The 19771-nt window shown below is 70.2% G+C and carries 16 protein-coding genes, 4 tRNA genes and 1 pseudogene; 12 read left to right on the top strand and 9 right to left on the bottom strand.

What is annotated here, in order from left to right:
• The first annotated feature begins 73 nt into the window (after positions 1-73).
• Positions 74-1591, top strand: a complete 1518-nt coding sequence (gene purF / locus MDN94_RS06875) for an amidophosphoribosyltransferase (protein ID WP_482725040.1) — start codon at positions 74-76, stop codon at positions 1589-1591.
• Positions 1592-1624: 33 nt separating this feature from the next.
• Positions 1625-2725, top strand: a complete 1101-nt coding sequence (purM, locus tag MDN94_RS06870) for a phosphoribosylformylglycinamidine cyclo-ligase (protein WP_482725039.1) — start codon at positions 1625-1627, stop codon at positions 2723-2725.
• A gap of 86 nt (positions 2726-2811) precedes the next feature.
• Here the strand turns inward: purM and MDN94_RS06865 are convergent, their stop codons facing one another.
• Entirely contained in the window at positions 2812-3066 is a 255-nt protein-coding gene (locus MDN94_RS06865; RefSeq protein WP_159690167.1) for a DUF3073 domain-containing protein, read from the bottom strand.
• A 279-nt stretch (positions 3067-3345) separates the two neighbouring features.
• Positions 3346-4437, bottom strand: a complete 1092-nt coding sequence (locus MDN94_RS06860) for a Leu/Phe/Val dehydrogenase (protein WP_482725038.1) — start codon at positions 4435-4437, stop codon at positions 3346-3348.
• A 184-nt stretch (positions 4438-4621) separates the two neighbouring features.
• Between MDN94_RS06860 and MDN94_RS06855 the strand changes: the two genes are divergently transcribed.
• Together MDN94_RS06855 and bldC are read left to right on the top strand one after the other, a co-directional pair.
• Positions 4622-5461, top strand: a complete 840-nt coding sequence (locus tag MDN94_RS06855) for a DUF8083 family protein (protein ID WP_482725037.1) — start codon at positions 4622-4624, stop codon at positions 5459-5461.
• A gap of 481 nt (positions 5462-5942) precedes the next feature.
• Entirely contained in the window at positions 5943-6149 is a 207-nt protein-coding gene (gene bldC / locus MDN94_RS06850) for a developmental transcriptional regulator BldC (protein WP_003949541.1), read from the top strand.
• Positions 6150-6493: 344 nt separating this feature from the next.
• On the opposite strand, the gene MDN94_RS06845 is transcribed toward bldC, so the two are convergent.
• From MDN94_RS06845 to hrpA, 3 genes are all read right to left on the bottom strand, one after another.
• Positions 6494-6760 carry a DUF6274 family protein gene (locus tag MDN94_RS06845; RefSeq protein ID WP_482725036.1) on the bottom strand — a complete coding sequence of 89 codons (267 nt, stop codon included), beginning with the start codon at positions 6758-6760 and terminating at the stop codon, positions 6494-6496.
• 167 nt (positions 6761-6927) lie between these two features.
• A tRNA-Asp gene (locus tag MDN94_RS06840) sits at positions 6928-7002 on the bottom strand.
• A 94-nt stretch (positions 7003-7096) separates the two neighbouring features.
• Positions 7097-11059 carry an ATP-dependent RNA helicase HrpA gene (gene hrpA / locus MDN94_RS06835; RefSeq protein WP_482725035.1) on the bottom strand — a complete coding sequence of 1321 codons (3963 nt, stop codon included), beginning with the start codon at positions 11057-11059 and terminating at the stop codon, positions 7097-7099.
• Between the two features lie 112 nt (positions 11060-11171).
• On the opposite strand from hrpA, the gene MDN94_RS06830 reads away from it, so the two are divergent.
• The 3 genes and pseudogenes from MDN94_RS06830 to MDN94_RS06820 form a co-directional block, all read left to right on the top strand.
• Positions 11172-11615 (top strand): hypothetical protein, encoded by a 444-nt coding sequence (locus MDN94_RS06830; protein WP_482725034.1) that lies wholly within the window; start codon positions 11172-11174, stop codon positions 11613-11615.
• Positions 11616-11671: 56 nt separating this feature from the next.
• Positions 11672-12403 (top strand): DsbA family protein, encoded by a 732-nt coding sequence (locus MDN94_RS06825; RefSeq protein ID WP_482725033.1) that lies wholly within the window; start codon positions 11672-11674, stop codon positions 12401-12403.
• Positions 12400-13167 (top strand): annotated as a pseudogene (locus MDN94_RS06820) (cytochrome c biogenesis CcdA family protein); the annotation flags it as partial. The gene MDN94_RS06825 and the pseudogene MDN94_RS06820, both read left to right, overlap by 4 nt.
• 128 nt (positions 13168-13295) lie before the next feature.
• Here MDN94_RS06820 and MDN94_RS06815 read toward each other — a convergent pair.
• The 4 genes from MDN94_RS06815 to MDN94_RS06800 form a co-directional block, all read right to left on the bottom strand.
• A tRNA-Phe gene (locus tag MDN94_RS06815) sits at positions 13296-13369 on the bottom strand.
• Positions 13370-13391: 22 nt separating this feature from the next.
• Positions 13392-13466 (bottom strand) — tRNA-Asp (locus tag MDN94_RS06810).
• A 39-nt stretch (positions 13467-13505) separates the two neighbouring features.
• Positions 13506-13578 (bottom strand) — tRNA-Glu (locus tag MDN94_RS06805).
• Between the two features lie 80 nt (positions 13579-13658).
• A complete protein-coding gene (locus tag MDN94_RS06800) occupies positions 13659-15275 on the bottom strand; it encodes a metallophosphoesterase family protein (RefSeq protein ID WP_482725032.1) in 1617 nt (538 codons plus the stop codon).
• A 74-nt stretch (positions 15276-15349) separates the two neighbouring features.
• Here MDN94_RS06800 and MDN94_RS06795 point away from each other — a divergent pair, with 74 nt between their 5' ends.
• The 5 genes from MDN94_RS06795 (at position 15350) to MDN94_RS06775 (ending at position 19594) form a co-directional block, all read left to right on the top strand.
• On the top strand, positions 15350-15700 hold the full coding sequence (locus MDN94_RS06795; RefSeq protein ID WP_482725031.1) for a metallopeptidase family protein: 351 nt from the start codon (positions 15350-15352) through the stop codon (positions 15698-15700).
• Positions 15697-16194, top strand: a complete 498-nt coding sequence (locus MDN94_RS06790; RefSeq protein ID WP_482725030.1) for a fluoride efflux transporter FluC — start codon at positions 15697-15699, stop codon at positions 16192-16194. The genes MDN94_RS06795 and MDN94_RS06790 overlap by 4 nt, the downstream gene beginning before the upstream one ends.
• Positions 16191-16553, top strand: coding sequence for a fluoride efflux transporter CrcB (gene crcB / locus MDN94_RS06785; RefSeq protein WP_482725029.1), 363 nt, complete (start codon positions 16191-16193; stop codon positions 16551-16553). Before MDN94_RS06790 ends, crcB begins: the two co-directional genes overlap by 4 nt.
• A 104-nt stretch (positions 16554-16657) precedes the next feature.
• The gene (locus tag MDN94_RS06780) at positions 16658-17254 is read left to right on the top strand and encodes a hypothetical protein (protein ID WP_482725028.1); all 597 of its coding nucleotides are present in this window, start codon (positions 16658-16660) and stop codon (positions 17252-17254) included.
• 216 nt (positions 17255-17470) lie between these two features.
• Positions 17471-19594 carry a DEAD/DEAH box helicase gene (locus MDN94_RS06775; RefSeq protein ID WP_482725027.1) on the top strand — a complete coding sequence of 708 codons (2124 nt, stop codon included), beginning with the start codon at positions 17471-17473 and terminating at the stop codon, positions 19592-19594.
• Positions 19595-19771 lie beyond the last annotated feature (177 nt).

Genomic DNA, 19771 nt, shown 5'->3' with positions numbered 1-19771 from the left:
TGCACCCTTGGAAACCCGGTTGCGCGGTGTCCCCAATTCGGACCAGTGGTCGATCTCGCCTACACTCGGTGGCGTGCCACGTGGTGACGGACGACTCAACCACGACCTGCTCCCCGGTGAGAAGGGCCCCCAGGACGCTTGCGGCGTCTTCGGTGTCTGGGCTCCGGGAGAAGAGGTCGCGAAGCTCACTTACTTCGGGCTCTACGCCCTCCAACATCGAGGCCAGGAATCCGCGGGAATCGCGGTGAGCAACGGCTCCCAGATCCTCGTCTTCAAGGACATGGGCCTGGTTTCCCAGGTCTTCGACGAAACCTCCCTCGGCTCCCTCACAGGTCATATCGCGGTCGGTCACGCCCGCTACTCGACCACGGGCGCCTCGGTGTGGGAGAACGCGCAGCCGACCTTCCGGGCCACCGCCCACGGCTCGATCGCGCTCGGCCACAACGGAAACCTGGTCAACACCGCCCAGCTCGCGGAGATGGTCGCCGAACTCCCCAAGGAGAACGGGCGCGCCACCCAGGTCGCCGCGACCAACGACACCGATCTGATCACCGCGCTGCTCGCCGGCCAGGTCGACGACGACGGCAAGCCGCTGACCATCGAGGAGGCGGCCGCCAAGGTCCTCCCCGAGGTCCGGGGCGCCTTCTCGCTCGTCTTCATGGACGAGGGCACCCTCTACGCGGCCCGCGACCCGCAGGGCATCCGCCCGCTGGTCCTCGGCCGCCTCGAGCGCGGCTGGGTCGTGGCGTCCGAGACCGCCGCCCTCGACATCTGCGGCGCCAGCTTCGTCCGGGAGATCGAGCTCGGTGAGCTCATCGCCATCGACGAGAACGGCCTCCGCACTTCGCGCTTCGCGGAAGCGAAGCCCAAGGGCTGTGTCTTCGAGTACGTCTACCTGGCCCGCCCGGACACGGACATCGCCGGCCGGAACGTCTACCTCTCCCGTGTGGAGATGGGTAGGAAACTGGCCAAGGAAGCGCCGGTCGAGGCCGACCTGGTCATAGCGACGCCGGAGTCCGGCACGCCCGCGGCCATCGGCTACGCGGAGGCCAGCGGTATCCCGTACGGCTCCGGCCTGGTGAAGAACGCCTATGTCGGCCGCACCTTCATCCAGCCCTCGCAGACCATCCGCCAGCTGGGTATCCGCCTCAAGCTGAACCCGCTCAAGGAAGTCATCCGGGGCAAGCGGCTGGTCGTCGTGGACGACTCGATCGTCCGAGGCAACACCCAGCGGGCCCTGGTCAAGATGCTCCGCGAGGCAGGAGCGGCCGAGGTCCACATCCGGATCTCGTCCCCGCCGGTGAAGTGGCCCTGCTTCTTCGGGATCGACTTCGCGACCCGCGCGGAGCTCATCGCCAACGGCATGACGATCGACGAGATCGGCACCTCGCTCGGGGCCGACTCCCTGTCGTACATCTCCATCGACGGCATGATCGAGGCGACCACGATCGCCAAGCCGAACCTCTGCCGTGCCTGCTTCGACGGTGAGTACCCGATGGAGCTTCCCGACCCCGAGCTGCTCGGCAAGCAGCTTCTGGAGACCGAGCTGGCGGGCGGCTCCGACGCCGCCGACGCGCTCCGTCGTCCGTGATCCCCCTGCAGTACGACACGAAAGTCCTCCAGCATGTCTGCTGAATCTTCCGAGCGTGCTCCGCACGCGGGCACCGGTGCCAGTTACGCGGCGGCGGGCGTCGACATCGAGGCGGGCGACCGCGCGGTGGAGCTGATGAAGGAGTGGGTGAAGAAGACGCAGCGCCCCGAGGTCGCGGGCCTCGGCGGCCTCGGCGGCTTCGCCGGCCTCTTCGACGCCTCCGCCCTCAAGCGCTACGAGCGTCCGCTGCTGGCCTCGGCCACCGACGGCGTCGGCACCAAGGTCGACATCGCACGCCAGATGGGTGTCTACGACACGATCGGCCACGACCTGGTGGCCATGGTCATGGACGACATCGTGGTCTGCGGCGCGGAGCCGCTGTTCATGACCGACTACATCTGCGTCGGCAAGGTCCACCCTGAGCGGGTGGCGGGGATCGTCAAGGGCATCGCCGAGGGCTGTGTGCTCGCCGGCACCGCGCTGGTCGGCGGCGAGACCGCTGAGCACCCCGGCCTGCTCGGCCCCGACGACTTCGACGTCGCGGGAGCAGGTACCGGTGTGGTCGAGGCGGACCGGCTGCTCGGCCCGGAACGCATCCGTAAGGGTGACGCGGTCATCGCGATGGCGTCGTCCGGGCTTCACTCCAACGGATACTCGCTGGTCCGGCATGTGCTGTTCGACCGGGCGAAGATGTCGCTGGACCAGCAGGTCGAGGAGCTCGGCCGGACGCTGGGCGAGGAGCTGCTGGAGCCCACCAAGATCTACTCGCTGGACTGTCTGGCGCTCACCCGGACCACCGAGGTGCACGCGTTCAGCCACATCACCGGCGGCGGTCTCGCGAACAACCTGGCGCGGGTCTTCCCCGACTCGCTGCACGCGGTCGTCGATCGTTCGACCTGGACCCCGGGAGCGATTTTCGATCTTGTCGGCAAGGCCGGCCAGGTCGAGCAGCTCGAGCTGGAGAAGACGCTGAACATGGGCGTCGGCATGATGGCCGTCGTGCCGCAGGAATCCGTCGATGTGGCGCTGACCACACTCGCCGACCGCGGGGTCGAGGCATGGGTGGCCGGGACCGTAGTCGACCGGCAAGGCGACCGGCACACGGGTGCGGAGCTGACCGGGACGTACGCGTAGCGATCGCAGTCCGGCCGGCGGCGTGAGCCGACAGCACAGAACCCGGTCCGGGGTCGCCCCTGGACCGGGTCAGTGTCGGTGCAGCGTCAAGCGCCGCGGCGCTGTTGCGACGACGGACCGGACTCCTCGTCCTCGTCCTCGTCGTCGTTGTACAGATCCGCGTACTGTGCGTACGGGTCGTCTTCCTCGTCGTCGTCCTCGAACGGCTCGCCGTTCGGAGGCTGACTCGAAGTCGAAGCGCCCAGCTCGTTGGCCAGACGCGACAGGTCAGTCCCGCCGCTGTTGTACTTCAGCTGGCGGGCGACCTTTGTCTGCTTGGCCTTGGCCCGGCCGCGCCCCATGGCTCGACCCCCTCGGTGACGGGGCTCGACGGCCCCAGAGTCTTGACACGCGTTCATGAGTCGGAACGGGCTCTCCGTGGAGAGACCGGTCCGTAGGGCTTCAACGGTACCTGCTTCCGCGGCCATACGGTACGCCGCCCGCATCACGTGCCACTTGGCAGGACCAGCAAGGTGCCCGATCCTCGCTGGTCAACTGCGATTTTAACCTCTTCCCGGCGGTCGACCCGCCGACCGGGGTGAGTCTTGTCTCCCCGAGGCCGGCGGGCCGGGCGAACACGGTCAGCGACCGCGCGCCTCCGCCATGCGGTGCTCGGCGATCCGGTCGGCCGCCGCAGCCGGCGGAATACCGTCTTCCTTCGCACGTGCGAATATTGCCAGCGTGGTGTCGAAGATCTTGGACGCCTTCGCCTTGCAGCGGTCGAACTCGAAGCCGTGCAGCTCGTCGGCGACCTGGATGACGCCGCCGGCGTTCACGACGTAGTCGGGCGCGTAGAGGATGCCGCGATCCGCGAGGTCCTTCTCCACGCCCGGGTGCGCGAGCTGGTTGTTGGCCGCGCCGCAGACGATCCTGGCGGTCAGCACCGGGACGGTCGCGTCGTTCAGGGCGCCGCCCAGCGCGCAGGGGGCGTAGACGTCCAGGCCCTCGGTGCGGATCAGGGTGGCCGTGTCGGCGACGGCGGTCGCCCGGGGGTGCCGATCGAGGATCCGGCGCACCGAGTCCTCGCGGACGTCCGTGATCACGACCTCGGCCCCGTCGGAGACCAGGTGGTCGACCAGGTGGTGGCCCACCTTGCCGACGCCCGCCACGCCGACCTTGCGGCCGCGCAGCGTCGGTTCGCCCCACAGGTGCTCGGCCGAGGCGCGCATGCCCTGGAAGACGCCGTACGCGGTCAGCACGGAAGAATCGCCCGCGCCGCCGTTCTCGGGGGAGCGGCCGGTCACCCAGCGGCTCTCACGTGCGACGACATCCATGTCGGCGACGTAGGTGCCCACGTCGCAGGCGGTCACGTAGCGGCCGCCGAGGGAGTCGACGAACCGGCCGTAGGCCAGCAGCAGTTCCTCCGACTTGATCTGCTCGGGGTCACCGATGATCACGGCCTTGCCGCCGCCGTGCTCGAGACCGGCCATGGCGTTCTTGTACGACATGCCCCGGGAGAGGTTCAGCGCGTCGGCGACGGCCGCTTCCTCGGACGCGTACGGGTAGAAGCGGGTGCCGCCGAGGGCCGGGCCCAGAGCGGTGGAGTGGATGGCGATGACAGCCTTCAGGCCACTGGCGCGGTCCTGGCACAGCACGACTTGCTCGTGGCCCCCCTGATCCGATCGGAAGAGGGTGTGCAGTACGTCGGCATTGGCGCCGGTCACATCGGTCACGGTGGTGACTCCCAAGTACGAAGCGGCGGAGACGGTCCGTCCTCGGGGCCTGACCGTCGCTTTTGGCTGGGCAGACGCGGGGAAGGACCGGTTTGGCAAGAGGGTAAGTCCTACGCGTGCGTAGATCCGACGCAGTGCCGAGGATCACCCTCTCGCGGGGTACCGGCGTGGAAGGATTTGCGGCATGCCAGCGCTGTCCTCGGTTCTTGTCCCTTATGCGTCCTATCTTCGGATCTACGAGCCGCTGGCGGCCTTCCCCGAGCCGGAACGCGGCCACTGGGCCCGCTACGCCTGCCGGGAGGCCACACCGACGGCCCAGGACGAACTGCGCCGTTCGCTCGCCGACTTGCTGCCGACGCCGCCCGTCCCCGTACCGGTCCACGAGAGCGCCGACGCGTTCGTGGCGGACGTCGACGGGGTGGTCTGCATCTGCCCCTGGCGGACCCGGCTCCGTGGCTGGCTGGCCCTGGAGGAGCTTCCGGAGCAGCTGCCGGCGCAGTTGCTGGACGCGGCGCTGCCGCGCGTGGTGCGGGACCAGGCGGCGGCGGACTTCGAAGAGTGGCGTGCCCGCAACCCCGACGCCCGGCCCTGGATCAGGACGGCGGTCTGGCATGTACCGGTCGGTTGGTTCACGCTCTTCGCCGACGAGGAGCGTGAGTACGAGGCGGCCGGTCCGGCGGCGCCCGTGCTGCGATACCGGACGCCGATGGTCCAGGCGCGCAGGCGGGTCGCACGGGCGCTGCGGACGCTGCGGGAGACGATCGACGAGGGCCCGCTGACCGAGGGGCTGCTGGACGTCGGCCGCTGGCTCGAGGAGTTCCATCCGCGGTCGCTGGTGGAGCTGGATTACGGCGGCCTGGTGCACGCCCTGCCGGACGGACAGCTGGCTCAGGACCGTTCCGCGGCCGATGTGGCGGAGGGGATCGCGGCGCTGCGGGCCGGCGACGGTGAGGGCGCGGCGCTGGCGTACGGGCGGCTGACCGAGCGCTGGCGGGCCGTCAGGGACCGTCAGTTCGCCAACTGAAGGCCGACTTCGTTGTCGGGGGTGCGCTGCGTACAGGACGTAGGTCCCGATCCGGGCACTTGCCCCCCAAGCGTGACGGACGGCACTAACCGCGCCCTTGCGCCCATCACCTACCCTCGTGTCAAAATAGGACAAGGAGTCCGGGGAGGGTTCCTTCCGTCCAAGTAAGGGCGGAATGCTCAGCATTGCACGCTATGGGGGGTCTGGCGACTCCTGATCGCTCTGTGACTGATCGTTACTGTGACGTGACTGTCCGTTATGGCATGGTCCATCGGGCTTCGGCCGCTGATGGACACCTGAGAGGGCAATTCCATCGGTTTGGCCGACGTCGCTGGACAGATGGTGTAGTTGTAGTGCCGAGGACAAGCCGTTCGTCCTATAACCGACTCGGCCCGCGTCTGCCATTTCGGGCAACGCGGGTCAAGGTGCAGAATTTAGAGGAAAGAACCGAGAAGGTTCGGTTCTCCCGAGGAGGCCGCTCATGACCGCTCGCACCCCTGATGCCGAGCCGCTGCTGACCCCGGCTGAGGTCGCCACCATGTTCCGCGTGGACCCGAAGACGGTTACCCGCTGGGCCAAGGCAGGCAAGCTCACGTCCATCCGCACGCTCGGAGGACATCGCCGGTACCGCGAGGCAGAGGTCCGCGCACTGCTTGCGGGTATCCCGCAGCAGCGCAGCGAGGCCTGAACACCCCTGCAAGACCGGGCATTTCCGGGGCCCCCACCTCGGAAAACCCGCCCTTAGCTCCATGTGACGGTGCTCTGCCCCAACAGACCCTCGTCATCGATCGCGCTGGACTCCGCCGGGTCCAGCGCGATTTTTTTGTGCCCGGGCGGGGCTTCGGAGGCCTTGCGCCGGCCTGTGCCGGACAGCCTTGAGGAGAGTGCAATGGCACATATTAAATCGGACGGTTGTAGGGAGGGGTTAAAAGGAGGGGTTCTGAAAACCCGTTCGGTGACTCCCGTCACACCGCACGGCTCTTGCCAAAGTCCAGCCTGTCACGGAACCAGGCGTGCCAGAGCGGCTGTTGGTCACTCCTTGGTCGGGCTCTTGTCCTCGGCCGACGGGCCGTCCACCGCCTCTGCCGACGGCCGGGTTGCCTCTGTCGGCGGCCGGGCGGCGGGCGGCTGTGCCCGTCCGGTGCCGGCAGGCTCCCCGTCGGGGCGCTCCATGGCGAGCCGCAGGAGGCGATGGCAGATGGGGCAGGACCTCGTGAGGTGCCGATAGCCGGAGGCGGCGGACAGATGGGCGCGCAGCAGCGCCCGGGTCTCGTACCGCCTTGCTGTGGACGCCGCCATGCACGTCACCTCCGGGTGTGTGCCGCCCTCTTGGGCCGCTCGTCCGGCTCCCGCCGGATCCGAACGAATGACCCTAGTGACTGGGTACCCGTGGCAGATGACGCCGTCAAGATGCCCGGGCACGACGAAGGCCCGCATCGAATGATGCGGGCCTTCGTCATCCAGCGCGGTCCTGACGGGATTTGAACCCGCGGCCTCCACCTTGACAGGGTGGCGAGCACTCCAAACTGCTCCACAGGACCAGGTTTCGCAGCCGGTATTTGCTCTCTTGGCTGCGAGAGAGACTGTACAGCAGGTGCGACCATCAGGTCGAACTCACTCCTGGCGACCGGCCCGTCACGGCGCGGCCGCGTCGATGGCCTTCACGATCCGCTTGTCGGACACCGGGTACGCCGTGCCCAGCGCGTGCGCGAAGTAGCTCACCCGCAGCTCCTCGATCATCCAGCGGATGTCCAGGACCTCCTGCGGCACCGGGCGGCCCTGCGGCAGCTGCTCCAGCAGCCAGGCGTACTCGTCCTGCATCTCGTGGACCTTCTCCATGCGCGTGGTGTCGCGCTGGACGGCCGTGGGCATCTGCTGGAGGCGGCGGTCCACTGCCACCAGGTAGCGCATCAGGTCGGGCAGCCTGCGCAGCCCTGTGCGGGTCACGAAGCCGGCCGGCACGAGGGCTGCCAGCTGCTCGCGTACGTCCTGGACGTTGTTGATGAGCACCAGGCTGTTCGTGGCCTTCAGACGGCGCTCACAGGCCTGCCAGGCCGCCAGGATCTGCTGCACCTGGTCGATCGTGCGGACGGTCAGGTCGACGAGGTCGGCCCGCACCTTGTCGAACAGCTTCCGGAACGATTCCTCGTCCCACGCGGGTCCGCCGTGCTCCGCGATCAGACGGTCGGCCGCGGCCAGTGCGCAGTCCTCGAACAGCGCCTGGACCGAGCCGTGCGGATTGCGGGAGAGCGCCAGCTTCTGCTGGTTCGTCAGCTTGTCCGAGGCGAACTTGGCCGGATTCACCGGGATGTTGAGCATGATCAGACGACGGGTCCCGCGCCACATCGCCTGCGCCTGCTCCGCCTCGGTGTCGAAGAGCCGCACGGCGACGGAACCGCCCTCGTCGACCAGGGCGGGGAACGCCTTGACCGGCTGGCCCGCGCGCCGCGTCTCGAAGACCTTCGAGAGCGTGCCGATCGTCCAGTCCGTCAGTCCGCTGCGCTCCAGGGACTCGCCGGAAGGGCTGGAGGAGGCGGCGGCCTTGGACAGCGCCTGCCGGGCCTTCGGCCTCAGCTGGACCCGGAGGGCCTCCAGGTCCTTGTCCTCAGCGAGCTTCTTACGACGCTCGTCGACGATCCGGAACGTGATCTTCAAGTGGTCGGGCACACGGGACAGATCGAAGTCCTCCGCCGTGACCGGCACGCCGACCATCCGCTTCAGTTCCCGCGCGAGCGTGACCGGCAGCGGCTCCTGGAGCGGCACGGCCCTGGCAAGGAACGCCTTCGCGTAGTTCGGCGCGGGCACGTAGTGGCGGCGGACCGGTTTCGGCAGCGAACGGATCAGCTCGGTGACCACGTCCTCGCGCAGCCCCGGGATCTGCCAGTCGAAGCCCTCGTCGGTCACCTGGTTCAGCACCTGCAGCGGGATGTGCACGGTGACACCGTCCGCGTCCGCCCCCGGTTCGAACTGGTACGTCACCCGGAACTTCAGCCGGCCCTGCCGCCACGAGTCCGGGTAGTCGTCCTTGGTGACCGCACCCGCCTTCTCGTTGATGAGCATCTCGCGCTCGAAGTCGAGCAGGTCAGGCTGCTCGCGGCGCTTGTGCTTCCACCAGGAGTCGAAGTGCGCGCCGGACACGACGTGTTCGGGCACCCGCTGGTCGTAGAAGTCGAAGAGGGTCTCGTCGTCCACCAGGATGTCTCGACGGCGGGCGCGGTGCTCCAGCTCCTCGACCTCGGTCAGCAGTCTGCGGTTGTCCGCGAAGAACTTGTGGTGCGTGCGCCAGTCGCCCTCGACCAGCGCGTTGCGAATGAAGAGGTCACGCGAGACCTCCGGGTCGATCCGCCCGTAGTTCACCTTCCGCTGGGCGACGATCGGCACGCCGTAGAGCGTCACCTTCTCGTACGCCATCACCGCGGCCGCGTCCTTCTCCCAGTGCGGTTCGCTGTACGTACGCTTCAGCAAATGCTCGGCGAGTGGTTCGATCCACTCCGGCTCGATCCTCGCGTTGACCCGTGCCCACAGGCGGGACGTCTCCACCAGCTCGGCCGACATCACGAACCGCGGCGGCTTCTTGAAGAGGGCCGAGCCTGGGAAGATCGCGAACTTGGCGCCGCGGGCGCCCAGGTACTCGTTCTTCCCTGTGCTCCTTCCGCTCTCGCCTGCGGTCTCCTTCACGTCCTTCATGCCGACGTGCGACAGCAGACCCGCGAGCAGCGAGACGTGGACGGACTGCTCGGGCGCGGCAGCGTCCGCCGAGGGCTCCTCCAGCCGCATGCCCATCTGCTTGGCGACCGTGCGGAGCTGGGAGTAGATGTCCTGCCACTCCCGGATGCGCAGGAAGTTCAGATACTCCTGCTTGCACATCCGGCGGAAGCTCGAGGAGCCGCGCTCCTTCTGCTGTTCACGGACATAGCGCCACAGGTTGAGGAAGGCGAGGAAGTCGCTGGTCTCGTCCTTGAAGCGGGCGTGCTGCTGGTCGGCCTGCGTCTGCTTCTCCGCCGGGCGCTCGCGCGGGTCCTGGATCGACAGCGCGGCCGCGATCACCATGACCTCGCGCACACAGCCGTTCTTGTCGGCCTCGACGACCATACGGGCGAGCCGGGGGTCGACCGGCAGCTGGGAGAGCTTGCGGCCCATCTCCGTCAGCTTCTTGCGGGGATCCTTCTGCGCCGGGTCGAACGCGCCCAGTTCCTGGAGGAGCTGGACACCGTCGCGGATGTTGCGGTGGTCCGGCGGGTCGATGAACGGAAACTTCTCGATGTCGCCGAGTCCGGCCGCCGTCATCTGGAGGATGACCGACGCCAGGTTCGTACGGAGGATCTCCGCGTCCGTGAACTCGGGCCGGGCGTTGAAGTCGTCCTCCGAGTACAGCCGGATGCAGATGCCGTCCGACGTGCGGCCGCAGCGGCCCTTGCGCTGGTTGGCGCTGGCCTGGCTGATCGCCTCGATGGGCAGCCGCTGCACCTTCGTGCGATGGCTGTAGCGGGAGATACGGGCGGTCCCCGGATCGATCACGTACTTGATGCCGGGGACGGTCAGTGAGGTCTCCGCGACATTGGTGGCGAGGACGATCCGGCGGCCGGTGTGCTGCTGGAAGACGCGGTGCTGCTCGGCGTGCGAGAGACGGGCGTAGAGGGGGAGCACCTCGGTGAAGCGGTACTGCTTCTTGTTGAGCGCCTCCGCGGTGTCGCGGATCTCGCGCTCGCCGGAGAGGAAGACGAGGATGTCGCCCTTCCCCTCGCCCATCAGCTCCTCCACCGCGTCCGTGATCGCGGTGATCTGGTCGCGGTCGCTCTCCTCGCCGTCCTCTTCGAGCAGTGGGCGGTAGCGGACCTCGACGGGATACGTGCGGCCGCTGACCTCGACGATCGGGGCGTCGCCGAAGTGCCGGGAGAAGCGCTCGGGGTCGATCGTCGCGGACGTGATCACGACCTTGAGATCGGGACGCCTGGGCAGCAACTGCGCCAGGTAGCCGAGCAGGAAGTCGATGTTGAGCGACCGCTCGTGGGCCTCGTCGATGATGATCGTGTCGTAGGCGCGCAGCTCGCGGTCGGTCTGGATCTCGGCGAGCAGGATGCCGTCGGTCATGAGCTTCACGAAGGTGGCGTCCTGGTTCACCTGGTCGGTGAAGCGGACCTTCCAGCCGACGGCCTCGCCGAGCGGGGTGTCCAGCTCTTCCGCGACCCGCTCCGCGACGGTGCGGGCGGCGATACGGCGGGGCTGCGTGTGGCCGATCATGCCGCGCACGCCACGGCCAAGTTCCAGACAGATCTTCGGGATCTGGGTGGTCTTGCCGGAGCCGGTCTCGCCCGCGACGATCACGACCTGGTGGTCCCGTATCGCCTCGAGGATCGCGTCCTTCTTCTGGCTGACCGGAAGCTGCTCCGGGTACGAGACCGCGGGCACGCGGCCGGTCCGGAGCGCGGTGCGGGCCGCGGACTTCTCCGCCTCCGCGGCGATCTCGTCCAGCACGGCCTGCCGAGCCTCGGGCTTACGGATGCGGCGGGCGCCTTCGAGACGGCGGCCGAGCCGGTGGGCGTCGCGCAGCGACGCCCCGGCCAGCAGGGTCTGAAGGTCGGCGAAGGAAGTAGACATACGAACTCCAGGATCGCACCCCCGGGAAACCACTGGCGAACTCATTTCACGCGCAGCCTGGTGCAGTATTGAGCGACTCCGCCCCCGCCGACCCCGAAAGGACAGCGCGTCCATGCTGATCGGCCGCGACCGCAGGCACCGTCTCGTGGTGTCCGCGAGCCTGCTGCTCGGCCTGCTGGGAGCGCTGCTCGGGTGCATGGGCGCGGCGACGGCGGCGGACCCCGGACCGGTCTCCGTCACCGGGCCGGTCACGGCGCCCGGGTCCATGGCGGGGCCGGACACCGCACTCGCGGCCATGGCCGGGCCGGCGGCCGCTCCCGCGCAGCGCCCGGGCTGCGGGCAGGGCGCCAACGACGACGACAGGGACGCCCACCCCGGGACGCCCCCGCGCGGCAGTTCCCCGTACGAGCTGCTGCCCGCGCTCCACCAGGCCGGCGGTCCCGCCGGCCACGGGGCGCTGCTGCCCGACCGTGCCTTCCTCGACGAGTCGCCGCTGCCCGCGCCACCGCCGGTGGCGCCCCCCACCCCGGTCGCTCTCTCCGTCCTGCGCGTCTAGGCCCGGCGGCACCTCTTCCTCGTCAGTCCGCCGGACCTTCGCCCTGGAGCACCACCATGCCTTCTTCCCCTTCCCGTAAGCCCATCGCCATCGGCGCGGGTGTCCTCGTAGCCGCCCTGCTGCTCGGCTTCGCGTCGTACACCGCCACCAAGCCGGACGCGCCGGCCGGCGGTTCCTCCGCCGTGGCCGATGTCTCCGCCGACCCGCGGGACGGCGTCCATCCCGAGTTGGAGAAGCTCGCCCGCCGCGAAGCGGCGGACCCGCTGGCGGTGGGCCGCGCCGACGCGCCCGTCGTCATGGTCGAGTACGCGGACTTCCAGTGCGGCTACTGCGGACAGTTCGCCCGCGACACCGAGCCCGAGCTGATCAAGAAGTACATCGAGGACGGGACCCTGCGTATCGAGTGGCGCAACTTCCCGATCTTCGGCGAGGAGTCGGAGGCCGCCGCACGCGCCTCTTGGGCGGCGGGCCGGCAGGGCCGTTTCTGGGAGTTCCACGCGGCCGCGTACGCGGAGGGGGCCAAGGAGAAAGGCTTCGGCAAGGACAGGCTCGACGCGCTGGCGCGTGAGGCGGGAGTCGCCGATCTCGGGCGCTTCGCACGGGACCTCGACAGCGAGGCGGCTCGGCAGGCCGTGAAGAAGGACCAGGAGGAGGCGTACGGGCTGGGCGCGACGTCCACCCCGTCCTTCCTGATCAACGGGCGGCCCGTCGCGGGCGCCCAGCCGTTGGCGACGTTCACCGAGGCGATCGAGGCGGCGAAGCAGGCCGCGGACGGGAACGGCCGGTGAGCGACATCGGCTACCTGGCCGCCTTCCTCGGCGGTCTGCTGGCGCTGGTCAGCCCCTGCAGCGCACTGCTGCTGCCCGCCTTCTTCGCCTACTCCGTCGACTCGGCCGGCCGGCTTCTGGCCCGCACGGGAATCTTCTACGCGGGCCTGGCCACCACCCTCGTCCCGCTGGGCGCGGCGGGGTCTTTCGCGGGACGGCTGTTCTACGGCCACCGTGATCTGCTCGTCCTGGCCGGCGGATGGCTGATCGTCGCGCTGGGTGTCGCGCAGATCCTCGGCATGGGTTTCGCCTCCCGCCATATCGCTTCGGTGTCCGGCCGTATCCGCCCGACGACAGCGGCGTCCGTGTACGCGCTCGGTCTGGTCTACGGCCTGGCGGGGTTCTGCGCGGGGCCGATCCTGGGCAGCGTGCTGACGGTGGCGGCGGTCAGCGGCAGCCCGGTCTACGGCGGTCTGCTCCTGGCGGTCTACGCCCTCGGCATGGCGGTCCCGCTCTTCGTCCTCGCCCTGCTGTGGGAACGGTTCGACCTGGGCCGCCGCCGGTGGCTGCGCGGCCGGACGCTGCGGGCGGGCCGCTTCGAGCTGCACACGACGTCGCTGCTCTCGGGACTGTTCTTCGTCGTGCTCGGGACGCTGTTCCTGGTCTTCGACGGCACCACGGCGCTGCCGGGACTGCTCTCGGTCGACGACTCGTTCGCTGTAGAGGAGTGGGCGTCGCGCCTCGGCGGGGCGATCCCCGACTGGGCGCTGCTGGCCCTGGTGGTGACCGCGAGCGCGCCTGACGTGCGGGGGCCCGCCCGGCCGGGGCGGGCCCTGCGGCGCATGCGACGTCTCCGGGCATTCCCTGAGCACGACGACGGCCCCGACTCGAAGAGCCGGGGCCGTCTGGATTGTGGCTGGGGCCGGGGTCGAACCGGCGACCTATCGCTTTTCAGGCGATCGCTCGTACCAACTGAGCTACCCAGCCACGAAGCTCTTTCGAGCTTCAGCGGTCCTGACGGGATTTGAACCCGCGGCCTCCACCTTGACAGGGTGGCGAGCACTCCAAACTGCTCCACAGGACCAAGCTATGTGCGAGACCAAGTCTCGCACACGGTAAAGCGTGCCCCCAACGGGATTCGAACCCGTGCTACCGCCTTGAAAGGGCGGCGTCCTGGGCCACTAGACGATGAGGGCTAAGGGCCCGCCTGGGCGCTTCTCAGCGCGTCGGGGACGTGAGAAGCATATGGGATGCGGGGAGCTATCGCCAAAACGGTTTACGGGGAGGGGCTCGGCGTGGCGGTGGAGGGCGTGCCGGAGGGGGTCCCGGACGGTGATCCCGAAGGCGAGGGCTTCGCCGTCGGGTCCTCGGCGAGGTGGCGGGTGACCTCGGCCGTCGTCAGTCCGAGACCGCCCAGGGTGATCTCGTCCCACGCCTGCATCCGGCGGGTCGTCCGGTCCAGATAGAGGACCGAGGCGCGCACCTTCTCCGGTTTCACGTTCTGGACCGCGCGCAGACCGCCCCCGCCCGTGGAGCCCTCGACCTTCAGCCGGGTGCCGTGCTTGAGGAGCTCGGTCTGCCGCTTGTGGATGTGGCCGGCCAGCGCCAGCGGGACCGTTCCGTCGGTCTCACGGGCGGCGACCGGGTTGTGGGCGACTGCGATGTCGACCGGCGTGCCCGCGGCCTCCTGGTCCCGCAGCGCGGAGGCGAGGCGGATGCCTGTCATCCGTTCGGCGGGGTCGCCCTGCGCGACCACCGACCGGTCGGGGGTGAACTGGGGGTCGCCGCTGCCGGCGATGCGCAGCCCGGCCACGGTCACGGCCCTGCCGTCGTCGAGCACATGCACGTTCTTGAGGCGGGAGAGGTACTCCTGGGTGGTGCGCGAGTCATGGTTGCCGCGCACCCATACGTACGGCGCGCCCAGGTCGGAGATCGGGTCGAGGAAGCCGTTCTCGGCGGCGGAGCCGTGGTCCATCGTGTCGCCGGAGTCGATGATCACGTCGATCTCGTACTGCTCGACGAGCGACGCGATGATGTGCCAGGCCGCCGGGTTGAGGTGGATGTCGGAGACGTGCAGCACCCGCATCGTGCCCGGGTCGGGCTGGTAGGCCGGGAGCGTGGAGGTCGCCTCGTACAGCTTGGTGACGTTGGTGACGAGCCGGGCCAACTCCTCCTGGTAGATGCCGAATTCGGTGACGATCGAGCGGGCGTTGCCGACGACGGACGGCGCGGACGTCAGCAGGCCGGAGAACTTGGGCTCGAGAACGGACTTCGGGTTCCAGGTGGCGTACGCGCTGACGCCGGACGCCGCCAGCAGGGCCAGCGCCAGGCCACCCGCCGCCAGCGCCCGGCGCGGGCGGCGGTAGACGGCGAGGCCGAGCGCGGTGGCTCCGGAGACGACGGCGACGCAGGACCGGAACGCCAGCTCCGCCGTGCCGTCCTGGACGTCGCGGGTGATCTCGTCCTGGAGGCCGGAGATCAGTTCCGGGTGTTCCACCAGGGCCTGGGAGCGGGCCGGGTCCAGCCGGTCCACGTCGACGTCGAGACGCACCGGTGCGGTGTGCGAGTCGAGCTCCAGCGCGCCCAGCGGAGAAACGTTGATCTTCGTTCCGCCGTTCAGGGAAGGCCGCAGCGTCATCGTCGTGTCCATGGGGCCGACCGGCGTACGGACGTTCCCGACGATCAGCAGCCCCAGCCAGGCGCCGATCAGGACGACGCCGGTGACTCCCAGCGCCCTGAGCCATGGCCGGGGGGCCGGGTCGAGCGCGGGGGCGGGGGCCGGTCCGGCGGGCGCGCCGCGTTTGTGCAGGCGGTGCAGGAGCCGGCTCAGTGCGGCCGGGATCGGCGGGAACGACGTGGGCGAGCGGTGCGGTTCCTGGGCTTGGCGGGCCATTGGTCCCGTATGCCCACACCGGCGGGCGGCCATGCCGGGGCGACCACTCGCACGGCGTACGTGACAATGGCCGGGTGCTGGAGATGACGCGCGAGGAGTTCGAGGAACTGGTCTCCGAGGCCCTGGACAGGATCCCGCCCGAACTGACGCGGCTGATGGACAACGTCGCCGTGTTCGTGGAGGACGAGCCCGCCCCGGACGACCCCGACCTGCTCGGCCTCTACGAGGGGACTCCGCTGACCGATCGCGGGGAGTGGTACGCGGGCGTGCTGCCCGACCGCATCACCATCTACCGGGGGCCGACGCTGCGGATGTGCGAGTCCCGCGAGGACGTCGTCGCGGAGACGGAGATCACCGTGGTGCACGAGATCGCGCACCACTTCGGGATCGACGACGAGCGCCTGCACGAGCTGGGGTACGGGTGATCTCCGGCGCCGACGCAGCCGGCGACGCGGAGGCCATCGACCCGGACGTCGACCTCCACGTTCCCGCCCACCGGGCCGAGACCGCCGGTGGGCGCAAGTGGTCGGTGCTCGCCGCGATTTCGGCGGGCGGCGTGGTCGGTGCCTGCGCGCGCCACGGCACGACCTTGCTGTGGCCGACGCCCGAAGGCACGTTCCCGTGGGCCGTCTTCTGGGTCAACGTGACCGGCTGCGCCCTGATCGGGGTGCTCATGGCGCTCGTCGGCGAGGGAGGCAGAACGGCGCCCGCGCTGGTGCGGCCCTTCCTCGGGGTCGGTGTGCTCGGCGGGTTCACCACGTTCTCCACGTACGCCCTGGACCTCTCGGGCCTGTTGGAGCGCGAAGAGACCGGCGTCGCGCTCGCGTACGCGGTCGGCACGCTCGCCGGGGCGATGGGTGCGGTGTGGCTCGGGGCCTCGGCGACGCGGGCGGCGCTGAACCGGACGGCGGCGCCGTGAACTGGCTGCTGGTGGTCGTGGGTGCCGCGGTCGGCGCGCCGCTGCGGTACCTGACGGACCGTGCGGTGCAGGCCCGCCACGACTCGGTGTTCCCGTGGGGGACGTTCGCGGTGAACGCCGCGGGAAGTCTGATGCTCGGCGCCGTGGCGGGGGCGTCGGTGTCCTCGCCGGCGTACGCGCTGCTCGGTACGGGCCTGTGCGGGGCGTTGACGACCTATTCCACGTTCTCGTACGAGACGCTGCGGCTGGCCGAGCGGGGACAGCGGTTCCTGGCCGTGGCGAACGTGGCCGCCTCGGTGCTGGTCGGGCTCGGATCGGTGTTCCTGGGGCTGGAGTTGGGGCGCGCCCTCACGGCGTGACCCGCCGCGCCGGCCCGCGCCGTGGCGGGATCCCGGGCGTGTCCCTTGCGGGGTGACGGGAGTTGGTCAGGGAAACCCGTGTCCCCTGCCCCGGAGGTGCCCTCGTGCGCCAGTTGTCAGCCCCCGGCCGTACGGCCGTCTGGATCGCCGCCTCCATGGCGGTCCTGGCCTCGGCAGGCTGTATGAGCGTGAGCGACGACGGCGGGACGAAGCCCGCCCCCGGCTCGTCCGCGGAGCGGCGCGGGACGGGGGCGGAACCGGACGGCGGACGTGTGCTCCCGGGCGGACACGGGCGGCAGGCGGGAGGCGGCGGGGACGCCTCCCGGGATCCCGACGGGAACGACGGGAGCCCTTCGCCCGCCCCGAGCGGTCCGGCGTCCGCCGGTGCCAGGCCCTCCGAGGCCGCCCCGCCGCCCTCGGGGCCGAAGCCGCCGGCGCCCCCCGGGGGTGCCGGGCCGACCGCCTCCGCGCCGCAGCCGTCGATGCCGCCGGCGGAGGAGTCGCCGGAGCCGCCGGTGGAGAGCCCTCCCCCGTCACCACCGCAGCCGTCCGACCCCCCGAGTGCCTCCTCCGCGCCCGAGGTGCACGCGGGCGCGATGCGGGTGGTGCGGGCCGACGCGGACGTGGAGCCCTCGGCGTCACCGCAGTCGCGCCCGGACGGCCCGGGCCGAAGCGACGGGGCCGGCCCGTCCGCCGCCTAGGGCGGTGTGCCGGGCGTCACTCGGCAGCGGTTTGCCTTCGGTGGGGGAGGGTGCGTATGGTGGTAGATCGTTTGATCCCATTGCCCGGCGCCGAAACAGAAGAGCGCCGCGTGGCGCGTACTCTCCCTAGCCGTGGCTGACCGCATCGAGGCGGTCGAATTGCGAATTCACGGAGTTTGGGCGCGTGCCGAGACTCCGGAAGGTTTCGCATTTCGCATGTCCAATTTCAGCACTGATCACGCCGTCATGCCCGAGAACGACGAGATTGTCGAGACGGTTGTCGCGGAGGCCGTGGAGGCTTCCGAGGAGCCGCAGACCACGTTCGCGGAGCTCGGCCTGCCCGAGGGCGTCGTACGCAAGCTCGCCCAGAACGGCGTGACCACGCCCTTCCCGATCCAGGCCGCGACCATCCCGGACGCCCTGGCCGGCAAGGACATCCTCGGCCGTGGCCGCACCGGCTCCGGCAAGACCCTCTCCTTCGGTCTGCCGACCCTGGCCACGCTGGCCGGCGGCCACACCGAGAAGAAGAAGCCCCGCGCGATCATCCTCACCCCGACCCGTGAGCTCGCGATGCAGGTCGCGGACGCGCTGCAGCCCTACGGCGACGTGCTGGGCCTCAAGATGAAGGTCGTCTGCGGCGGTACCTCCATGGGCAACCAGATCTACGCCCTCGAGCGCGGTGTCGACGTCCTCGTCGCCACCCCGGGCCGCCTGCGCGACATCATCAACCGCGGCGCCTGCTCCCTGGAGAACGTCCAGGTCGCCGTCCTCGACGAGGCCGACCAGATGTCCGACCTGGGCTTCCTGCCCGAGGTCACCGAGCTGCTCGACCAGATCCCGGCCGGCGGTCAGCGCATGCTCTTCTCCGCCACCATGGAGAACGAGATCAGCACGCTGGTCAAGCGCTACCTGACCGACCCGGTCACGCACGAGGTCGACAGCGCCCAGGGCAACGTCACGACCATGAGCCACCACGTGCTCGTCGTGAAGCCCAAGGACAAGGCGCCGGTCACGGCCGCCATCGCCGCCCGCAAGGGCCGCACGATCATCTTCGTCCGCACCCAGCTCGGCGCCGACCGCATCGCGGAGCAGCTGCGCGAGTCGGGCGTGAAGGCGGACGCGCTGCACGGCGGCATGACCCAGGGCGCCCGTACCCGCACGCTGGCCGACTTCAAGGAGGGCTACGTCAACGCGCTCGTCGCGACCGACGTCGCCGCCCGCGGCATCCACGTCGACGGCATCGACCTGGTCCTGAACGTGGACCCGGCCGGTGACCACAAGGACTACCTGCACCGCTCCGGCCGTACGGCCCGGGCCGGCAAGTCCGGTGTCGTGGTCTCGCTGTCGCTGCCGCACCAGCGCCGCCAGATCTTCCGGCTGATGGAGGACGCGGGCGTCGACGCCTCGCGTCACATCGTCGGCGGAGCGGGCGCATTCGACCCGGAGGTCGCCGAGATCACCGGCGCCCGCTCGCTGACCGAGGTCCAGGCCGACTCGGCGAACAACGCCGCCAAGCAGGCCGAGCGCGAGGTCGTCGAGCTGACCCGCCAGCTCGAGCGCGTCCAGCGTCGCGCGACCGAGCTGCGCGAGGAGGCCGACCGTCTGGTCGCCCGCGCCGCCCGTGAGCGCGGTGAGGACCCGGAGGCCGCCGTCGCCGAGGTGACCGAGGCCGCGGTGGCCGAGATCGCCGCGGTGCCGGAGCAGGCCGAGCCGGTGCGCGACCGTGACGAGCGTCCCTCGTCCGACCGTCGTGACGAGCGTGGCAACTTCCGCCGTGACGACCGCGGTGGTTTCCGCCGTGACGACCGCGGTGGTGACCGTGGCGGCTTCCGTCGCGACGACCGCGGTGGCGACCGTGGCGGCCGTTCCTTCGAGCGTCGTGACGACCGCGGTGGTGACCGTGGTGGTTTCCGCCGTGACGACCGCGGTGGTGACCGTGGCGGCTTCCGTCGCGACGACCGCGGTGGCGACCGTGGCGGCCGTTCCTTCGAGCGTCGTGACGACCGCGGTGGCGACCGTGGTGGCTTCCGTCGCGACGACGACCGTGGCGGCCGTTCCTTCGAGCGCCGTGACGGTGACCGTGGTGGCTTCCGTCGTGACGACCGCAGTGGCGACCGTGGCGGCTTCCGCCGTGACGACCGCCCCGCCGGTCACCGTGGCAGCGACCGTCCGTTCAACCGTGACCGCCGCGACGACCGCCCCTCGAGCGGCTTCCGTCCCGGCGCCGGCGACCGCCCGTACGGCCGCCGTGACGACCACCGCGGTGGCGCCGGTTCGAGCTCCGGCTCCTTCGGTGGCGGCCGCCGCGACGACAAGCCGCGCTGGAAGCGCAACGGCTGACCTCGTGTGAGGACCGATTGAGCAGGGCCCGTACGGCACTTCGGTGCGGTACGGGCCCTGCTTCTTCGTGTACGGCGCCGCTTTCCGTGCGGGTGCGTTCCTGTACCGGCGCCCGGAATGCGCCTGCGAGCGGGTCGTGCCCGAGCGGGTTCACGCTCCTTCGCCGGCGACTCGTGC

The sequence above is a fragment of the Streptomyces sp. WAC00040 genome, from assembly GCF_056835925.1.
Note: the sequence above shows the minus strand (reverse complement) of the source record. Positions and strands in the feature narration are given on the sequence as shown.